The organism is Cecembia rubra, assembly GCF_003014575.1.
Taxonomy (GTDB): domain Bacteria; phylum Bacteroidota; class Bacteroidia; order Cytophagales; family Cyclobacteriaceae; genus Cecembia_A; species Cecembia_A rubra.
The window spans coordinates 75,642-94,744 of record NZ_PYGF01000002.1 but is presented as its reverse complement, the minus strand read 5'-3'; the positions used below and the strand labels follow the sequence as shown (position 1 = coordinate 94,744).

Here is a 19,103-nt window from a genome sequence, read left to right as displayed (position 1 = left end):
GAAAAGTAGTATTGGTATTTGAAGATAATACCTGACATCACTTGTTTATCCAATTTGAAAATTTACGACAATGTTATCCATAAAAAATCTACATGCTTCAATTGAAGGCAATGAAATACTAAGAGGAATTAATCTGGAAATTAAGCCTGGTGAGGTACATGCCATTATGGGACCAAATGGTTCTGGCAAATCTACCCTAGCATCTGTATTGGCAGGAAGGGAAGAATATGAAGTAACGGAAGGAGAGGTAACTTTTAAAGGGAAAGATCTTTTGGAACTCGCTCCTGAAGACCGTGCCAGAGAAGGGGTTTTTCTTGCATTCCAATATCCAGTAGAAATTCCTGGTGTTAGCACTACAAATTTCCTTAGGACAGCAGTCAATCAGGTAAGAGAATATCGTGGATTGGAACCTTTAGATGCAGTAAAATTCCTTTCTGTGATGAAAGAGAAAATGAAGTTGGTAGAGATTGACCAAAAACTTTTGAGCCGTTCACTTAATGAAGGTTTTTCCGGCGGGGAGAAAAAAAGAAATGAAATCTTCCAAATGGCCATGTTGGAACCGACATTATCAATTCTGGATGAAACGGACTCTGGCTTGGACATTGACGCTTTAAGGATTGTTTCTAATGGTGTGAATAAATTAAAATCTCCAGAAAATGCTACTATCGTAGTTACTCACTACCAAAGGCTTTTGGATTACATTGTTCCGGATTATGTCCACGTATTATATAAAGGAAGAATTGTAAAGTCAGGTTCTAAGGAGCTCGCGCTAGAACTAGAAGAAAAAGGATACGATTGGATCAAAGAAGAGGCTGAATCAGCTTCTGTCTAACATTCAGGAAACCTTTTAATTGAATTCATCCCATGACAACATCGACTAAAAATAAAATTGCAGATCAAATCATTAATGAGTTTGGCCCACTGCAAAATTTCGTTCCGCTCAGGGAAAAAGCAAAAGCTTTTTTGAATGAAAACGGCTTGCCTGCCCCAAAGGAAGAAGAATATAAATATACTGCCATTACCAAATATCTTGAACAATCCATTCAGAATTTTGGCCAGTCCAAACCTGTCCAATTGAGCATTGAAGAAGTTCAAAAAAATATTTTCGGAGGTTTTGAAGGTGATGTGCTGGTTTTTAATAACGGCGTTTTTTCAGGTGAATTGTCCAAAACTTCAAATCAGGACTACCGATTAGCACTTTTAAGCCAAAACACACCTTCGGATTTTGCCGGAATTGCAAAATTGGAAAAAGACCCATTTGTTGCTTTAAACTCCGCAACCTTTAAGGATGGAATTTATTTGCATATAAGCAAAAACAAAAAGATCGAAAAGCCTATTTACTTTTTGTTTTTTAATCAGGCAAATAATGGTCAATCCATTGCTTCCCGAATTTATATTGAGGTGGAAGACAATGCTGAAGTCACCTTCCTTCAGAACTCTGTTTCCTTGGATGAAGATGCTTATTTCTCCAATTCCGTGACTGAAATCAAAGTATCTCAAAATGCTCATGTGCATTTCAGCAAGCTACAAAATGAAAGCAGAAGGGCCTTGGTAGTGGATAATTTCGTAACAGATATCCATCGTGATGCCACCTTTACTTCCACTGTAATTTCCTTATCAGGAAATATGGTTAGAAATAACCTCAGCCTTAACCTTTTGGACTCTGGCTGTGAGGGCAACATGTATGGCCTTTATCTTTTGAATGGTAAAACCCACGTGGATAACCATACCAATGTGGACCATACGAAAGCACATGCTGTATCCAATGAACTTTACAAAGGTATATTGGCAGACCAGTCAAGGGCTGTTTTCAATGGAAAAATCTTTGTAAGGCAAGATGCCCAAAAAACAAATGCATTTCAGCAAAACAACAATATCCTTCTTTCTGAAGATGCAACTGTTAACACCAAACCTCAGCTTGAAATTTGGGCTGATGACGTAAAGTGTTCCCATGGATGTACTACCGGACAATTGGATGAAGAGGCTTTGTTTTACCTTAAGGCCAGAGGATTGGGTAAAGACCAAGCAAAAGGATTGTTGCTTTATGCATTTGCAGGTGAAGTACTTGAAAAAATTTCAGATGAATGCTTTAGAGACTTTGTCACTGAGATTGTTCAGGAAAGACTTGGAGGAAACCTATAAATCCGGCATATGTCATTAAATATTGAAAAAATCAGGTCCATGTTTCCTGTACTTCACCAAGAGGTGCATGGAAGACCTTTGATTTATTTTGACAATGCTGCTACTACCCAAAAGCCAAAAAGCGTCATTGATGCATTATCCAGATATTATGAATTTGATAATGCCAATATTCACCGCGGCGCTCATGCTTTAGCAGATCGGGCCACTAGGTATTTCGAAAACACCAGAGAATCAATTAGGGATTTTATCAATGCCAGAGAAGAGGCTGAAATTATTTTTACCAAAGGTACAACAGAGAGCATCAATTTGGTTGCAGCTACATTTGGTAGAAAGTTCATACACAAAGGGGATGAAATTTTGATCTCCACCATGGAACACCATTCCAATATTGTTCCTTGGCAAATGCTCTGTGAAGAAAAAGAGGCTATACTTAAAGTAATTCCAATCACTGAGGAGGGAGAAATTATTTGGGAATCTTTTTTGCAACTGTTGACAGAAAAAACAAAGCTGGTATCCATAGTTCATGCCTCAAATGCCCTTGGCACAATTAATCCAATAAAAAATATCGTAGCCAAAGCCCATGAAGTAGGTGCTAAGGTTTTGATAGATGGCGCTCAGTCCACCAGCCATCTTGATATCAACGTTCAGGAATTGGATTGTGATTTCCTTGCATTTTCGGCGCATAAATTATACGGTCCAACCGGGCTAGGTGTGCTTTATGGCAAAAGAGAAGTTTTGGAAATCATGCCGCCTTATCAAGGAGGTGGAGAAATGATCAAAGAAGTCAGTTTTGAAAATACCACATTCAACGAAATCCCTTTCAAATTCGAAGCTGGAACACCCAATATAGGCGATGTAATTGCGTTTAAAAAGTCCTTGGATTTTATTAAGGAAATCGGAAAAAGCGACATTAAGTCCCATGAGGATGATCTCTTACAATATGCAGCAAATGGATTAAATGAAATCAAAGGCTTTATCCCTGTAGGTACAGCCAAAGAAAAGGTCAGCGTAATCTCCTTTAATATTCAGGGAATGCACCCTTTTGATGTTGGAATGATGTTGGATGCTAAAGGTATAGCTGTACGGACAGGACACCATTGTACACAGCCTCTGATGCAAAGATTTGGACTTGAGGGAACAGTAAGAGCTTCATTTGCTGTTTATAACAGCAAATCAGAAATAGACCAACTGGTAGAATCTGTTGCCAGAATTGCAAAAATCAAAAATAAATGAGCAGCATTACAGATATCCAAAATGAAATTATAGAGGAATTCAGCATTCTGGGAGATGACAAAGAATCTACTATATTCTACATCATGGAATTGGGAGAACAATTACCAGATTTTCCTGAAGCTGAAAGAAAAGAAGAAAATATTATCAAAGGCTGCCAATCCAAAGTATGGTTAATAGCCCAGGAAGAAGGATACAATATCCGGTTTTTGGCAGATTCCAATACCGATATCACTAAAGGACTTATAAGCCTTTTGATAAGAGTGCTTTCAGGAAGGACCCCAAAAGAAATATGGGAAGCTGACCTATTCTTTATTGATAAAATTGGAATGGGTAATATCATAGGTTCCCAAAGGTCTAATGGTCTCGCTGCAATGATTAAACAAATGAAATTGTACGCATTGGCTTACCAAACTAAACAAAACACCTGATGACCATGTCAGAAACAATTGAAAATAACACCCCAGAAATACCACAACAAGAACTCAAGGAAAAGGTCATCAACGCTATCAAACAGGTGTATGATCCTGAAATCCCAGTTGATGTCTATGAATTGGGCCTGATATATGAAATCACTGTTTATCCCGTGAACAATGTTTACATACTCATGACCTTGACTTCTCCAAATTGTCCTTCCGCAGAGTTTATCCCTTCAGAAATCAAAGATAAAATCCAACAGATTCAGGGAATTAACCACGTGGAGCTGGAATTGACATTTGATCCTCCTTACTCACAGGACATGATGTCAGAGGCAGCTAAATTAGAACTTGGATTTCTTTAGTAGTAATAATTAAATCACAAATAATATGTATCCAGAGAATTTAATAGCCCCAATGCGTGAAGAGCTTACCAACGTAGGCTTTCAGGAATTTAGGACTGCAGAACAAGTAGAAGAACATTTAACTGACCATAAGGGAACTACATTTATTGTAATCAATTCTGTTTGTGGATGTGCAGCCGGTGCAGCAAGACCGGGTGTGAGGTATGCACTTGAAAACAGCAGCGCTAAACCTGATGTATTGGCTACTGTATTTGCAGGAAATGATGTAGAGGCAGTAGCTAAGGTGAGACAGTTACACCTTCCTTATCCTCCATCTTCCCCTTCCATGGCTATGTTTAAAAATGGAGAACTTGTCCATTTTATCGAAAGACACCATATTGAAGGAAGAAATGCAAAAATGATCGGAGATCATTTGGTTGAAGTATTTGAGCACTTCTGCAAATAAAATTAAGCCCTTCGGGGCTTTTTTCTTGCTAAAAAAATATAGCGGAATAAAATTACTGAAACCAAACAATATTTGGGTCCGTTAATCACTCCAATCCCATTGAAGCAAAAAAATATTGCTGTTATTAGAGTTTCAACTTTTATTTGATTGGATTTAATAATGAGACATTGATAAAAATCATACTTCAAACGGGGTAGTTTGTATAAATTATCATGTAAAAAATACATGTTTTTGCTAACTTAAGCCGCGTTTAAAGAGTTAAATATTTTAAACAATAAACTGGAAAATAAAACATACAACTTATGTCCGAAATCGCTAAGTTATCGTACGGAGGAAAGGATTTTGAACTCCCTATTATTGAGGGTACTGAAAATGAAAAAGCAATTGACATTGCTAAATTGAGGTCCCAAACCGGATTAATTACTTTAGATCCTGGTTATAAAAACACAGGTTCTACCACCAGTTCTATTACCTTTTTGGATGGCGAGCAGGGCGTCCTGAGATATAGAGGTTACCGCATAGAAGATTTGGCTGAAAAATCCTCATTTTTGGAAGTCGCCTATCTCTTGATCTACGGTGAACTTCCAACCCAACTACAGTACGAGAAATTTACAAGAGAAATTACCACCCATACTTTGGTGCATGAAGACATCAAAAAAATACTTGATGGGTTCCCGTCCAATGCCCATCCAATGGGAGTACTTTCTTCTCTTGTTTGTTCTCTGACTGCATTTTATCCTGAATCTTTAGATCCAACCAGAGATGAGGCTGATGTAAACCTTTCCATAGTAAGGTTGCTTGCCAAAATGCCAACCTTTGCTGCTTGGGCATATAAAAATGAAGTGGGACATCCTGTAAATTATCCTGACAACAGTTTGGATTATTGTTCCAACTTCCTTAAAATGATGTTTGCCCTACCGGCAGAAAAGTACGAGGTAGATCCGGTAATCGCAAAAGCTCTTGACCAATTGTTGATTCTTCACGCTGACCATGAGCAAAATTGCTCTACTTCTACTGTCCGGATCGTAGGCTCTTCCCAGGCCAGCATCTATGCTTCCATTTCTGCTGGAATCAATGCCTTGTGGGGACCACTTCACGGTGGTGCAAACCAGGCCGTAATCGAAATGCTAGAAGCAATCAAGGCTGATGGAGGCGACACCAAGAAATTCCTGAACAAAGCCAAAGACAAAGATGATCCTTTCAGATTGATGGGCTTTGGTCACAGGGTTTACAAAAACTTTGACCCAAGAGCAACCATTATCAAAAAAGCAGCAGATGATGTTTTGGGCAAACTTGGAATCAAAGACCCAGTTTTGGAAATTGCCAAAGAACTTGAATATGCCGCATTGAACGACCAGTATTTCGTGGATAGAAAGCTTTATCCAAATGTTGATTTCTATTCTGGTATCATTTACAGAGCCATGGGTATCCCTACAGAGATGTTTACAGTCCTATTTGCACTGGGAAGACTCCCAGGATGGATCGCTCAGTGGAAGGAAATGAGACAAAATGGTGAGCCTATTGGCAGACCTCGTCAAATTTACACTGGTGAAAATGAGAGGGATTATGTATCTATGAACAGAAGAGGCTGATTCTTTAATATTAGACCTGAAATTTTATAGTTAATAAGCATCTTTCATTCTTAATTAACTCATTATCTCATAAAACCCGGACAAGACCTTGTTTGTCCGGGTTTTCTTTTTTTCAAAATTTATTTTTATGATCATTTTAACTTAAATTATATCGCAAATAAATCAATCAAATCCATAAGCATATCGATATGAAATTTATACTATCAGCTATTTTCTTGTTTTTTACAGTCAATTATTGTTTTGGAAAAGATATCATATTCCTAAAAGACGGAACGAAAATTAAAGGAGAAGTATTATCAGTTGATCAAACTGAATTGACGTTTCAGACCAATGGAAGATCAGATTATTTAATATACAGCTCAGAAGATGTAGATTATGTAATTGTTGAATCACATGAAAAGTTGTTGGAAATTTCGGATAGCATGTATTTAAAGGGTATTCAAGATGCAAAAATCCATCATAAAAGATTTCTGGGTAATTTTTGTGCAGGCTTTTTCGGTGGGGCAATTGGATTTATCATTGTCGCTGTGACAGATGCTAAAACTCCTGATCCAAATATTGTCGGAATTGAAAATTTAAATTCCCGGGATTATAGGGAAGGATTCAACAAAAAAGCCAAAGGAAAAAATTTGAAGGCTGCTGGCTTTGGCATGGCTTCAGGGATTATTTTGTTTTTTATGTTCCTAAGCGGTTTTAGTGACGTTTGAGCCAGTTTATTTTTCCCGTCACCAATAGTTTATTCTAAGAATATTGGAAATTATATTTTATTTGATAAATTTGGAAACTGAATACAATCATTTGAGTTTACCAATGAAAGCTAACAATCTGGAAGAGGCTTTTGCACTTACCAAAAAATTTTCGAGCAAACCTGGCAATGAAGACTTATTAAGGCTATATAGTTATTATAAGCAGGCCACGGAAGGAGACAACAATGAAGAACGACCCGGCGGATTTGATTTTATAGCCGCTGCCAAATATAATGCTTGGGCAAATCTTAAAGGAATGTCCAAAGAAGAAGCTGGACAAGCCTATATAGCATTGGTAAATGTTTTAGCAGAAAAGTATATTTGATTCATACATTTACATCCAAGTTGAGATAAACCATTAGGCCACGTCCTTTAATTCGAAATAATTTTTTCTGTACTTCGCTTTTTTGTATAAAATATTTCACAAACTCATACCTCAGACTTGTTTTTCCAAATAATACTTCATACCTTTGCCCCCGTATTAAATAAAAACATTTTTCTATCCGTGGTTTCCTTTGTGTCGCTTGACTTGGGTTACTTCTAGGAGACATGGTTGAGAAAAAGCAAGGAAACATTTCATGGAAAAAGAATTATTATTCTCAGACCTTGGGATTTCTAACGAAATCCTAAAGGCGGTGGAAGATATGGGCTATACCCATCCTTCACCAATTCAAGCACAATCTATCCCTTTATTACTTCAAGGCAGAGATGTTATCGGTCAAGCCCAAACGGGAACCGGTAAGACTGCGTCTTTTGCTATCCCGATCATTGATCAGGTAGACGTAGAGTTTCACAAGCCCCAGGCTTTGATCCTTTGTCCTACCAGAGAATTGGCCGTTCAGGTTGAGGGAGAAATTGTCAAACTTTCAAAATATAAAAGAGGATTGAGTTCAACCTGTATTTATGGTGGTGAATCAATTGATCGTCAGATAAAAAGTCTTAAAAAAGGAGTTCAGATCGTAGTAGGAACACCTGGTAGGATCATGGACCACATGGATAGGGGCACTTTGAAACTTGACCATGTTGGCATCATTGTATTGGACGAGGCTGATGAGATGCTTGACATGGGATTCAGGGAGGATATTGAAAATATCCTTAGCGAATGTCCTGAACAGAGACAAACTGTTTTTTTCTCTGCTACTATGGCAAAGCCAATTCTTGATCTAACGAAGAAATTCCAGGACAATCCGGAAATTGTAAAAGTGCTTAGAAAAGAGCTTACTGTTGAAAATATTTCTCAGGTGTACTATGAGGTAAAACCGTCATTGAAACTTGAACTTATGTCCAGGTTGATCAATTTGAACCAGTTTGCACTTAGTGTAGTATTCTGTAATACCAAGAAGACCACGGATGAGGTAACCGAAGAATTGATGGCGAGGGGCATTCAGGCAGAAGCATTACACGGAGACCTTTCCCAGGCTCAACGTACCAAAGTTATGGGTAAATTCAGAAAAGGTCATGTGTCCGTACTTGTAGCTACTGATGTGGCCGCAAGGGGTATAGATGTGGACAATGTTGAAGCTGTATTCAATTTCGATCTGCCTCTGGATGAAGAGAACTATGTACACAGGATCGGTAGAACTGGCCGTGCAGGCAAATCCGGAACTGCTATAAGTTTTGTTACCGGGAGAAAAGACATGTACAAGTTGAAAGACCTGGAGAAATTCATCAAAACTTCCATCAACAAAATGTCTCCTCCTTCTGTAACAGATTTGATTGAGTTGAAAAAACAACAACTGGTCAAAGACATTTACAGGCAATTAAGCAAGGAAGAAGACAATTCTTTCTATGAAGATACCATTGGGCAAATGCTTACCGAAGGCTTGACAATGGAGCAAATTGTCCTAGGTCTTACAAAAATCCAATTGGCCGAAGCTGTCCACGAAATGGAAGAACAGAATTTCAGCTTGGATCTTGGAAGAGAAAGAGAGCGTGGGGAAAGATCTGGCAGAGATAGAGACCGTGATGGTGGCAGAGGAAGAGAACGTGATAGAGATAGAGGCAGAGGAAGAGAACGAGACAGAGGTGTCAAGAGTGAAAAAAGAGGATCAAGAGAAAAAGGTGTCAGAGAGCCTGGCATGGCCCGACTTTTCATCAATTTGGGCAAAAAAGACAGGGTAAGGCCTAATGATATTGTTGGCGCGATAGCTGGCGAAACAGGAGTCCCTGGCAGAAGCATCGGAGGTATTGACATATTTGACAATTTCTCTTTTGTGGATGTTCCTTCCAAAGATGCCGACCACATCATTAAAGTGATGAAGAACAACACGATTAAAGGCAAGTCTGTCAATATGGAAATCTCAAAAGGTTAAGAATTTTCATAATTGGTAAATTAATTTATAAAGGTTAGTGGTTTTAAAGCGCAGTCTCCAAGAGATTGCGCTTTTTTTGTTCTATTGGGACTAAAGTCCATTATTTTTGATCCTTAATGGCTAATTTTGAAAAAATGCCTAAACCTTAAAAAATGCAGCTATTTTATTACCAAAAAACTTTTGAAAGTACATTTTACTTAGACCAGGATGAATCTAAGCATTTGATCAGGGTTCTGAGAAAAACAATTGGAGATAAGGTATATTTTACCGATGGCACGGGTTGCCTTCTAACTTGTACCATAATAGATGCCAATCCTAAAAAAGCCAAGCTTCAGGTCAGCCAAAGGCAGTATGCTCCACAAAATGATTACTACATCCACTTGGCCATCTGTCCAACCAAAAACTTGGAAAGGATGGAATGGATGGTTGAAAAAGCAACAGAAATCGGTGTGGATGAAATTACCTTTATGGTTTCTGAACATTCTGAAAGACCCAACCTCAAGTTGGACCGACTTGAGAAAAAAATAATCGCTGCCTGCAAACAAAGTCTCAAAACCAGGTTCCCCAAACTCAATCCCATAAGGCAAATGTCTGAGTTGGTAATGGATAAAACCTTTGACCAATACCAAAGGTTTATAGCTTATGTGGACAAGGACAATGACAGGCATTTGTTCGATAAAGCCGAACAGGATAGAGCTTATATCATTTTAATTGGACCTGAAGGAGATTTCTCTCAACAAGAACTTCAGCTTGCTTTTGACCATCACTTTTTACCATGTTCATTGGGAAAAAGCAGACTCAGAAGCGAAACTGCCGGTCTGGCAGCAGTACATACTTTACAACTCAAAAACAATCTCAAACTCACATGAAAAAGGCATCATTATTTATCTTTCTAATTTACTTAACTATCTCCTGCCAAACTCCAACTGAAGAAAAATCTACAGCTGTGGGTTTAGATGGCTGGCTAGAGGGTACCACTGAGGAAAAACTCGAGGAAGTAGCCCATCAGCTCGGAGGTTTCAGCAGGACTATGGTAGAAGTTGGATACAGATACTCTGAATTATATTGGGCAGGAATGGACGAAAACTGGGGCTATGCTGACCACCAAATCGAACATATCATTGAAGCCCTGGAAGATGGACTCAAAAGACGGCCTGCACGAACTGCTTCCTCAGAAGAATTTATGAAGGAAACACTTCCTTACATGGAAGAATTGGTTAAAAAGGAAGACAAAGAAGAATTTCTTAAAGGGTTCCAGATGCTGACTTCTGCCTGCAACGCATGTCATGCGAAGGAAGGAGAATCCTATGTGGTAATCCAAATTCCGCTCAATAGGACTTCACCTGTAAGGTTTTAATCATTCAAATCGAAAAGGGCTTTATCAAAAAAGCCCTTTATTTTTTGCCATTACTTTTTCCCAAATTATCAAACACCTATTTTTACATTCTTGCTAAAAAGGAAAAACAAAGGTAATTGATGCAGATGGATTGCGAAGAAAAAACGGACACCTTAACAAATCAAACCGAAGCACCCAAAGGTTTGACCATTCTATTGAAAACCGATGAAGATGACCATAGGCCTGTTTACTTATCAGGCAATTTTAATGATTGGGCTACACAGGATAAACGATATTTGCTTCATAAAATAGAAGAAGGAATATACAGTTTTACTTTCCCTGAAACTTTTGATTATCCCGATGAACTCAAATATAAATTTACCAAAGGGGACTGGTCAGAAGTGGAAATTGACCGATATGGAAATAAAACTCCTAACAGACATTGTCAAAAAAAGCAGGGGATTCAAGAGGAATTTGTTCCCCGTTGGAGAAAAAACTGGCTTCCTTACAGGCCCAGTCAGCTTCCAAAAGTCCACCTGATTTCAGAAGAATTTGAAATTCCCCAACTCAATAAAAAAAGGAAAGTATGGGCTCTACTACCCCATGATTACGACACATCAAAAGAACATTACCCTGTCCTTTACCTACAAGATGCCCAAAACTTGTTTAATGAGAGTTCCCCTTTTGGCAATTGGCAGATCGATAAGAAACTGGCAGTAATGTCTGATTATGGTATTGGGGGAATTATCATCATTGCAATTGAGCATGCTGAGAGGGAAAGGCTTTTGGAGTATAATGTTGGCAAAACCCTATTGGGAGAAGGTCAGGGCAAAAAATACATCAGGTTTGTCACTGATACCTTGAAGCCATTTGTGGATAAAAATTTCAGAACAAAACCTGAAAGGGAATTTACCGGAATTGGAGGCAGCTCTATGGGCGGTCTTGTGAGCATTTTCAGTGGGCTGATGTATCCAGAAGTTTATGGTAAGCTAATGATATTTTCACCCTCTTTATGGGTAATCCCTAAAATCAAGTTTTCATTTCTTGATTTTTTTGAACCTATGGAGACCAAAATTTACCTTTACGCTGGAGGTGACGAAAGTGAAACAATGGTCAAACACGTCAAAAAATTTAAAAAGCGACTGCTGAAAAGGGAAGGGATAAGGGAGAAAATGAATGTAAACCTTAGTATCAATATGGAAGGTAAGCACAATGAAACATACTGGAGTGATGAATTTCCAAAAGCAATAGAATGGCTGTTTTTCTCTGATCGCGAAGGTAAGTCTTGAACTAAAATACACAACACCCTTTCGAGCAAGCTTGGAAGCCAGTTTATTTTAAGGAAATTGTTTTATTAAATTCTCGTATAAAATATTTTTTTCCAAAGACTCACCATTTCCTGAATTGATGAAACCAATTAATGTCAATGAAGGAATTCCTTTTTGTCCTGACATGGTAATTAATTGGGCAATGATAGCCAAAGCATAAAATAAGTTCCCCACTAAAAAAGCATTTGAAAATGGTTCACTAAGAATAGAAAAGCTTTTGGAACGATATGGAAGTGCGGTTCATGGTAAATTGGAACTTGGGGTGCAGCCTAATAAATCTTATCATGGCATGCCTAATGTGATCGGAACTTATTTGAAAAAAGTAGAATTTTCCATTGTTCAAGAAATCAATTTTACTACTTACTGTTTTTTACCCTTGCAGGGAAGCAGATTATTTTCTTTTCAGTCTTGACAGGAAATTCATCAATCCCGAATAGGAATTCAAAAATCATCTTGAAGCATTTTTTTTTGGAAAACTACTCCTTCCCTGTCAAGAAACCAATAACTTTTCTCAAAGTAGACCTATCATATTCAAATAAAAAAAAAGCATTAACAAAAATCAAATTAATGGATGAAGATCTAATTCCATGATTAAATTTGGATAAGCCCTCTTTCCTTGATAAAAAAAATAGGCTGTCCCCATATATGAGACAGCCTATTTTTGCATAATAAGAACTAATCAATACCTATAATATTCAGGTTTGAACGGTCCTTCTACAGTCACCCCTATATATGCTGCCTGCTCAGGGGTCAAAGTATCCAGTTCTACTCCTAATTTGGCCAAGTGAAGTGCCGCAACTTTTTCATCCAGGTGTTTAGGCAATACATATACACCAGGCTCATACTTGTCTGTATTGGTCCATAGCTCCAACTGTGCCAATGTCTGATTGGTAAAAGAGTTGGACATCACGAAAGATGGATGGCCAGTGGCACAACCCAAATTCACTAACCTGCCTTCTGCCAAGACAATGATCTGTTTTCCTTCAATGGTATACAGGTCCACCTGAGGCTTGATAACGTCCTTGGTAAAGCCATAATTTTTGTTGAGCCATGCCATATCGATTTCATTATCAAAGTGACCGATATTGCAAACAATTGCCTTGTCTTTCATCGCCCTGAAATGCTCCTCGGTGATGATATCTTTATTTCCTGTAGCAGTCACTACGATATCGGCTTCCTTCACGGCATCCACCATTTTCTTCACAGCATAGCCATCCATAGCTGCCTGAAGGGCACAGATCGGATCGATTTCAGTAACAATCACTCTTGCACCGGCACCTCTCAGTGAAGCAGCAGACCCTTTGCCCACATCTCCGTATCCTGCCACTACAGCCACTTTTCCGGCCATCATGACGTCTGTAGCCCTTCTGATAGCGTCCACCAAAGACTCCTTGCAACCATATTTATTATCAAATTTAGACTTGGTCACTGAGTCATTCACATTGATGGCAGGCATAGGTAAAGTACCGTTTTTCATTCTTTCATAAAGCCTATGTACCCCAGTGGTAGTCTCTTCTGAAAGTCCTTTGATACCGGCTACCAGCTCTGGATAATTATCCAAAACCATATTGGTGAGGTCACCACCGTCATCCAAAATCATATTTAGAGGTTCTCTATCTTCACCAAAGAACAAAGTCTGCTCAATACACCAATCAAATTCTTCAGCTGTCATACCTTTCCATGCATATACAGAAATACCCGCAGCAGCAATGGCTGCAGCTGCATGGTCCTGTGTAGAGAAAATATTACAGGATGACCAGGTTACCTCAGCACCTAACGCTACCAAAGTCTCTATCAAAACTGCCGTTTGGATGGTCATGTGAAGACATCCTGCGATTCTTGCTCCTTTTAAAGGCTGGGACGGGCCAAACTCCTCTCTCAAAGCCATCAATCCAGGCATCTCAGCCTCAGCCAATGTAATTTCCTTCCTTCCCCACTCCGCCAGGGAAATGTCTTTCACCTTGTATTGGATGAATTTGTCAGACTTAATTTCAGACATATAGTAAAGTTTAATAATGATTTGATTTTCAATTTAGAGAGTTCAAATTTAAGGCTTTTAGACCACAAAATAAAATTTCGAATTTACAGATACTTAACCTCCTTAAAACCATAGTAGTTCAAAGATCCATCGCTTTTTTTTATAATCAATTTTCCTGATTGCTCTATTCCAGTTATTTCACCTTCGAAAACCTCTCCATCATCATATTCGGCAATTTCATTAATTCGGTATAGGTTTTCTACATACCGCCTTCTAAGCTGATTTTTCTCCCCCTTTTTAAGCAAAATATAATATTTCTCCATCTTACTGATTAGCAACTTGAAGATTTCCCATCTATCCCATTCTTTCGCAGTAAGATTGAAAAAGGAAGTAGCAAAAGGTATCTCGGAGATGGACTGATTGATATTCAATCCTATCCCTACTACTGAATACTCAATTCCCTTATGATTAAGGATATTTTCAATCAGAATTCCTCCTATCTTGCCCTTCTCCTCATGAAGAATGTCATTGGGCCATTTCAGTTTGATCCCTTTCACATAATCAGACAAAGTTTCGGATACAGCCAGTGAAACTGCAATATTTAGCTCAAATTGCTCTGAAGGATCCAGAAAAAAAGGTTGAAGGACCAATGAAAAAGTAAGGTTCTTATTGGGTTCTGACCACCATCTATTACCCCGCTGTCCCCTGCCCTTGGTCTGTGAATCCGCGATGACGATACTGCCTTCAGCCACCTCCCTATTCCTGATCTTTTCAAGTGCAAGGTCATTGGTAGAATGACACTCTGTCAGGAAATGAATATCTTTTCCAAGAAAAACAGTATTGGCAAGGATTTTATGCATTCTTTTATTAGTTAATTTGTTGGGCAATGAGGATATTTAAGCCTTCAATTAAATTCAATAAAAACCAAGGGCAAAATTAGTATAAATAAGCATGACAGCAGAAGAGCTGAGTAGAGTAATTGTAAAAGGCATGGAAGAAAAAAAAGCTTCCGATATCGTGGTGATGGATTTGAGAGGGGTAAAAAATGCTTTTACCGATTTTTTTGTAATCTGTTCTGGAAACTCCGACACACAAATCGAAGCGATTTCGGATTCCATTGAAGATGAAGTCATCAAAAACAATAAAGAAAGACCATTCCGCAGCGAGGGCAAAAACAACAAACAGTGGGTCCTTATGGATTATGTGGATGTGGTAGCCCATATCTTTCTGAAAGACAAAAGAACATTTTATGGTCTTGAGGAACTTTGGGGGGATGCCAAAATCACCAGAATTGAACATTGAAAGTTTTGAACTTTCATGCCTCAGAAACGTTTTAATTTGAGTTCAAGTCAGTATAGTAAAATAGAATGAGCGAAAACAACAAGAGTAATAAAAACTTCATTCCGAAAACACCTCAGAGGCCCAATTTTCAGCTTTGGCTGATAATTACGGCTGTAATTGTGCTGATCGGTCTCACTTGGTTCAACCAAAGAAACACCGTTATAGACATCACTCTGAAAAAGTTTGAGGACATGTACCTTGCCAATGATGTGGCTAAGGTGGTTGTCATTTACAACCAAAATCTGGTAGAAGTCAGCCTTAAACCTGAATCTTTACAGAATAAAAAATACAAGGATGAACTGGAGGCCAATAGCCCTTTTTTCACTCCAAGTGGCCCCCATTATCAGGTCAAAATAGCTTCAGTGGATAAATTCATTGAGGATTTTCAAAAGCTGGAAAGCACTAAACCTGACAGCGATAGGATAGGATACACTGCCAAAACCCAGGAATCATGGACCAATTGGTTTTCAAGTTTTGGATTCCTCATCCTTTTGTTCCTCTTCTTCTGGATCATGATGAGAAGAATGGCAGGTCCTAGCGGTCCGGGCGGTCAGATTTTCAATGTCGGGAAATCTAGGGCACAGCTGTTTGATGCAGAAAACAAGGTCAAAATAACCTTTGACAATGTGGCTGGTTTGGATGAAGCCAAGGAAGAAATTCAGGAGATTGTAGAGTTCTTAAAAAACCCATCCAAATTCACCAAACTTGGTGGCAAAATCCCTAAGGGTGCTCTATTAGTAGGACCTCCGGGAACAGGAAAGACCTTGCTCGCAAAAGCAGTTGCAGGTGAGGCAGGTGTACCCTTCTTTACCCTCTCAGGTTCTGATTTTGTGGAAATGTTTGTAGGTGTTGGTGCTGCCAGGGTAAGGGATCTTTTCAAACAAGCAAAAGAGAAAGCTCCCTGCATCATATTTATCGATGAAATCGATGCCATCGGTAGGTCCAGGGGCAAAGGACAAATGCCTGGATCCAATGATGAAAGAGAAAATACGTTAAACTCCCTATTGGTGGAAATGGACGGCTTCGGAACAGATTCCGGTGTAATTGTCCTTGCAGCTACCAACAGGCCCGATGTTCTGGATTCTGCTTTGTTAAGGCCAGGTCGATTTGACAGACAGATATCTGTAGATAAACCAGATATTTTGGGACGTGAGGCCATATTCAAGGTACACCTTACCCCTATCAAAACCACTGATAATGTGGATGCAAAAAAATTGGCAGCCCAGACCCCTGGTTTTGCTGGAGCTGAAATTGCAAATGTATGTAATGAGGCAGCCTTGATCGCTGCCAGAAGAAATAAAACTGCAGTAGACATGCAGGATTTCCAGGATGCGATTGACAGGGTGATTGGTGGCTTGGAAAAGAAAAACAAAATCATCTCTCCAGAAGAAAAGCAAATCGTAGCCTATCATGAAGCAGGTCACGCTGTTGCAGGTTGGTTCCTGGAGCATGCTGATCCATTGGTTAAAGTAAGTATCGTTCCAAGAGGGGTCGCAGCTTTGGGCTATGCTCAATACTTGCCTAAAGAGCAATTCTTATATCAAACAGAACAATTACTGGATGAAATGTGCATGACCCTGGGTGGCCGAGCAGCTGAAGAGATCGTATTCGGAAAAATTTCAACCGGTGCCCTCAGTGATCTTGAGCGAGTCACCAAAGTGGCATATTCAATGGTATCAGTATATGGCATGAATGACAAAATAGGAAATGTGTCTTTCTATGATAGCAAAGGCAATGACTATAGGATGACGAAGCCTTATTCCGAAACGACTGCTGAAACAATTGATGAAGAAGTCAGAAAATTGATTTCGACTGCATATGAAAGAACCAAAGTACTTCTGACCAGCAAGAGAAGTGAATTGGAGACACTTGCCAAGGAACTGTTGGAAAAGGAAATCCTATTCCAATCCGACTTGGAAAGACTGATTGGCAAAAGACCTTTTGCTAAGGAAACTACATATGAAGCCTTTACAAAAAAATCTGAAGAGAAAGAAAAATCCGAATTAGAGAAAGCTAAGGCAGAAGATAAAACTGAAACCAACATTGGGGCAAAACCAAAAGAGGAACCTCAGGTGGAAGAAAATAAAGGTTAAACTTAATTTCAATTCCAAAATAGCCTTCCTAAACGAAGGCTATTTTTTTTCCTGATACTGCCTTTTTGTTTTAGGCCTTTGGAATGACCTATGCTTTTACCGTTTAAGACCTAATCCTTATCTTTGTGGGTCTACATAGAAACCATGAATATTTCCCTTAAAGAAAAGAAAGTTTTTTTTGCTTCAGATTTCCATTTGGGTGCTCCAGATGACATAAGCAGTAAGGAAAGAGAAAGAAAAATTATCAAATGGCTGAACAGCATTGAGCAGGAGGCAGAAGCCATCTTTTTGGTCGGAGATATTTTCGATTTTTGGTTTGAATATGACAAGGTAATTCCTAAAGGATTTATCAGGTTTATAGCTAAAATAGCTGACCTACGCGATAAAAACATACCTGTTTTTTTCTTTACAGGGAACCATGACCTTTGGATGAATAATTACTTTACCAAGGAATTGGGCGTGCCTGTTTACCATAACCCCATAGAAATTACCATAGAAGGAAAAAAATTCCTAATTGGACATGGAGATGGACTAGGACCAGGTGATGAGACATACAAAATCTTAAAAAAGATTTTTACAAACCCCTTTTGCCAATGGATTTTTAAATGGATCCATCCTGACCTTGGTGTCAGATTGGCCCATAAATGGTCCAAAAACAGCAGAATAACTAATTTGAGCAAAAATGAAGGGGAATTTAAAGGAGAAGATGAATGGCTTTGGGCTTATTGCAAGCAGCTGATTAAAAGTAAACATTTCGATTATTTTGTATTTGGACATAGGCATTTGCCTTTAGACCTTCCGGTAGGTGAAAAGTCCAGATACTACAATCTGGGAGAATGGGTCAATTATTTTACTTACGGTGTGTTTGATGGCAAAAAATTTGAAGTGAAAAAATTTGAAGAATGAAATGGATCCTTGGCCTCATATTGCCCTTCCTAATTTTCAGCAATTCCCTTGCCCAGAATATTTGGAAACTGGAAAGCACTATTGATTTCCCAAGGCTTGGATTGATTTCATTAGATAACCAAGGTTTTATCTTCCTAGCAGACCTTGAAGGGAATATCTACCAATTTGACCACACAGCAAAGGAAATAAACAACTTCTCCCCTGCCCGTCAGGGGGCATTGAGCAGCTTGGAAGCAGCAAGGACAGCCAATATTTTTACCTTTTCGATTGATCTTCAGGAATACAGGATTTTGGATAGGTTTATCAATCCTGTTGCAGAAAACAGAGTACCTTTGGATCAAATCAATTTGGCTAAATCAGCCACTCTTGGTAACAACAATATCATTTGGTTTTTTGACGAAGCAGACCTTTCTCTTAAGCAATTTGATTTCCGAATCAGAATTGTGCAACAACATCAGCCCTTGAACTTAATCCTCAACCAATCCTCACTGGATGTGCAGGACATGAGGGAATACCAAAATATGCTGTTTCTGAATATCCGGAATGAAGGCATTTATATCCTGGACAATCAAGCCAACCTCCTGAAAACTTTACCAATAAAATTGGATCAAAAATTTTCCTTTTGGAAAAACTTCCTGGTTTATTCCAACGAAAAAAAACTGATACTACAAAACTTTATGACTGGTAAGGTGGAAACTGTCCCTCTTCCTGATAATCTTTCTGTCAAAGAGGTCTGGGTCAACCAATATAGTGTGATTTTCAGTGATGGTAAAAGAGTATTTATCTTTTCGAAGTCCAATAGTCCACTTGCTGAATACTAAAATAAAAATCCCGGTCAGTGACCGGGATTTATTTTTTACCTAATTAACTATA

The 19,103-nt window shown here is 38.7% G+C and carries 19 protein-coding genes; 17 read left to right on the top strand and 2 right to left on the bottom strand.

The window, feature by feature from the left end; translation table 11 throughout:
• Positions 1–70 precede the first annotated feature (70 nt).
• The 13 genes from sufC (at position 71) to CLV48_RS05195 (ending at position 11,873) form a co-directional block, all read left to right on the top strand.
• Positions 71–832, top strand: a complete 762-nt coding sequence (sufC, locus tag CLV48_RS05265; protein ID WP_106566224.1) for a Fe-S cluster assembly ATPase SufC — start codon at positions 71–73, stop codon at positions 830–832.
• A gap of 32 nt (positions 833–864) precedes the next feature.
• The gene (gene sufD, locus CLV48_RS05260; protein ID WP_106566223.1) at positions 865–2,142 is read left to right on the top strand and encodes a Fe-S cluster assembly protein SufD; all 1,278 of its coding nucleotides are present in this window, start codon (positions 865–867) and stop codon (positions 2,140–2,142) included.
• 9 nt (positions 2,143–2,151) lie between these two features.
• Complete coding sequence (locus CLV48_RS05255; protein ID WP_106566222.1) at positions 2,152–3,375, top strand: aminotransferase class V-fold PLP-dependent enzyme; 1,224 nt, start codon at positions 2,152–2,154, stop codon at positions 3,373–3,375.
• Entirely contained in the window at positions 3,372–3,803 is a 432-nt protein-coding gene (locus tag CLV48_RS05250; protein ID WP_106566221.1) for a SufE family protein, read from the top strand. Before CLV48_RS05255 ends, CLV48_RS05250 begins: the two co-directional genes overlap by 4 nt.
• Before the next feature lie 5 nt (positions 3,804–3,808).
• The gene (locus CLV48_RS05245; RefSeq protein ID WP_106566535.1) at positions 3,809–4,153 is read left to right on the top strand and encodes a DUF59 domain-containing protein; all 345 of its coding nucleotides are present in this window, start codon (positions 3,809–3,811) and stop codon (positions 4,151–4,153) included.
• 25 nt (positions 4,154–4,178) lie between these two features.
• Entirely contained in the window at positions 4,179–4,598 is a 420-nt protein-coding gene (locus CLV48_RS05240) for a BrxA/BrxB family bacilliredoxin (RefSeq protein WP_106566220.1), read from the top strand.
• A gap of 302 nt (positions 4,599–4,900) precedes the next feature.
• Positions 4,901–6,190, top strand: a complete 1,290-nt coding sequence (locus CLV48_RS05230; protein WP_106566218.1) for a citrate synthase — start codon at positions 4,901–4,903, stop codon at positions 6,188–6,190.
• A gap of 188 nt (positions 6,191–6,378) precedes the next feature.
• A complete protein-coding gene (locus CLV48_RS05225; RefSeq protein ID WP_146140067.1) occupies positions 6,379–6,897 on the top strand; it encodes a hypothetical protein in 519 nt (172 codons plus the stop codon).
• Between the two features lie 103 nt (positions 6,898–7,000).
• A complete protein-coding gene (locus tag CLV48_RS05220) occupies positions 7,001–7,261 on the top strand; it encodes an acyl-CoA-binding protein (protein ID WP_106566534.1) in 261 nt (86 codons plus the stop codon).
• 253 nt (positions 7,262–7,514) lie between these two features.
• The gene (locus tag CLV48_RS05210) at positions 7,515–9,248 is read left to right on the top strand and encodes a DEAD/DEAH box helicase (protein ID WP_106566215.1); all 1,734 of its coding nucleotides are present in this window, start codon (positions 7,515–7,517) and stop codon (positions 9,246–9,248) included.
• Positions 9,249–9,400: 152 nt separating this feature from the next.
• Entirely contained in the window at positions 9,401–10,117 is a 717-nt protein-coding gene (locus CLV48_RS05205; RefSeq protein ID WP_106566214.1) for a 16S rRNA (uracil(1498)-N(3))-methyltransferase, read from the top strand.
• Positions 10,114–10,605, top strand: coding sequence for a hypothetical protein (locus CLV48_RS05200; protein WP_106566213.1), 492 nt, complete (start codon positions 10,114–10,116; stop codon positions 10,603–10,605). The genes CLV48_RS05205 and CLV48_RS05200 overlap by 4 nt, the downstream gene beginning before the upstream one ends.
• A 125-nt stretch (positions 10,606–10,730) precedes the next feature.
• Entirely contained in the window at positions 10,731–11,873 is a 1,143-nt protein-coding gene (locus tag CLV48_RS05195) for an alpha/beta hydrolase (RefSeq protein WP_106566533.1), read from the top strand.
• A gap of 718 nt (positions 11,874–12,591) precedes the next feature.
• On the opposite strand, the gene ahcY is transcribed toward CLV48_RS05195, so the two are convergent.
• A complete protein-coding gene (gene ahcY / locus CLV48_RS05180; protein ID WP_106566210.1) occupies positions 12,592–13,911 on the bottom strand; it encodes an adenosylhomocysteinase in 1,320 nt (439 codons plus the stop codon).
• A gap of 83 nt (positions 13,912–13,994) precedes the next feature.
• Entirely contained in the window at positions 13,995–14,750 is a 756-nt protein-coding gene (locus CLV48_RS05175; RefSeq protein ID WP_106566209.1) for a biotin--[acetyl-CoA-carboxylase] ligase, read from the bottom strand.
• Between the two features lie 91 nt (positions 14,751–14,841).
• On the opposite strand from CLV48_RS05175, the gene rsfS reads away from it, so the two are divergent.
• The 4 genes from rsfS to CLV48_RS05155 all read left to right on the top strand — a co-directional run bounded on the left by rsfS (position 14,842) and on the right by CLV48_RS05155 (position 19,051).
• Positions 14,842–15,192 carry a ribosome silencing factor gene (gene rsfS / locus CLV48_RS05170; RefSeq protein ID WP_106566208.1) on the top strand — a complete coding sequence of 117 codons (351 nt, stop codon included), beginning with the start codon at positions 14,842–14,844 and terminating at the stop codon, positions 15,190–15,192.
• 65 nt (positions 15,193–15,257) lie between these two features.
• The gene (gene ftsH, locus CLV48_RS05165) at positions 15,258–17,324 is read left to right on the top strand and encodes an ATP-dependent zinc metalloprotease FtsH (RefSeq protein WP_106566207.1); all 2,067 of its coding nucleotides are present in this window, start codon (positions 15,258–15,260) and stop codon (positions 17,322–17,324) included.
• Between the two features lie 144 nt (positions 17,325–17,468).
• Entirely contained in the window at positions 17,469–18,230 is a 762-nt protein-coding gene (locus CLV48_RS05160; protein ID WP_106566206.1) for a UDP-2,3-diacylglucosamine diphosphatase, read from the top strand.
• Positions 18,227–19,051 (top strand): hypothetical protein, encoded by an 825-nt coding sequence (locus tag CLV48_RS05155; RefSeq protein WP_106566205.1) that lies wholly within the window; start codon positions 18,227–18,229, stop codon positions 19,049–19,051. Before CLV48_RS05160 ends, CLV48_RS05155 begins: the two co-directional genes overlap by 4 nt.
• The last annotated feature ends 52 nt before the right edge of the window (positions 19,052–19,103 follow it).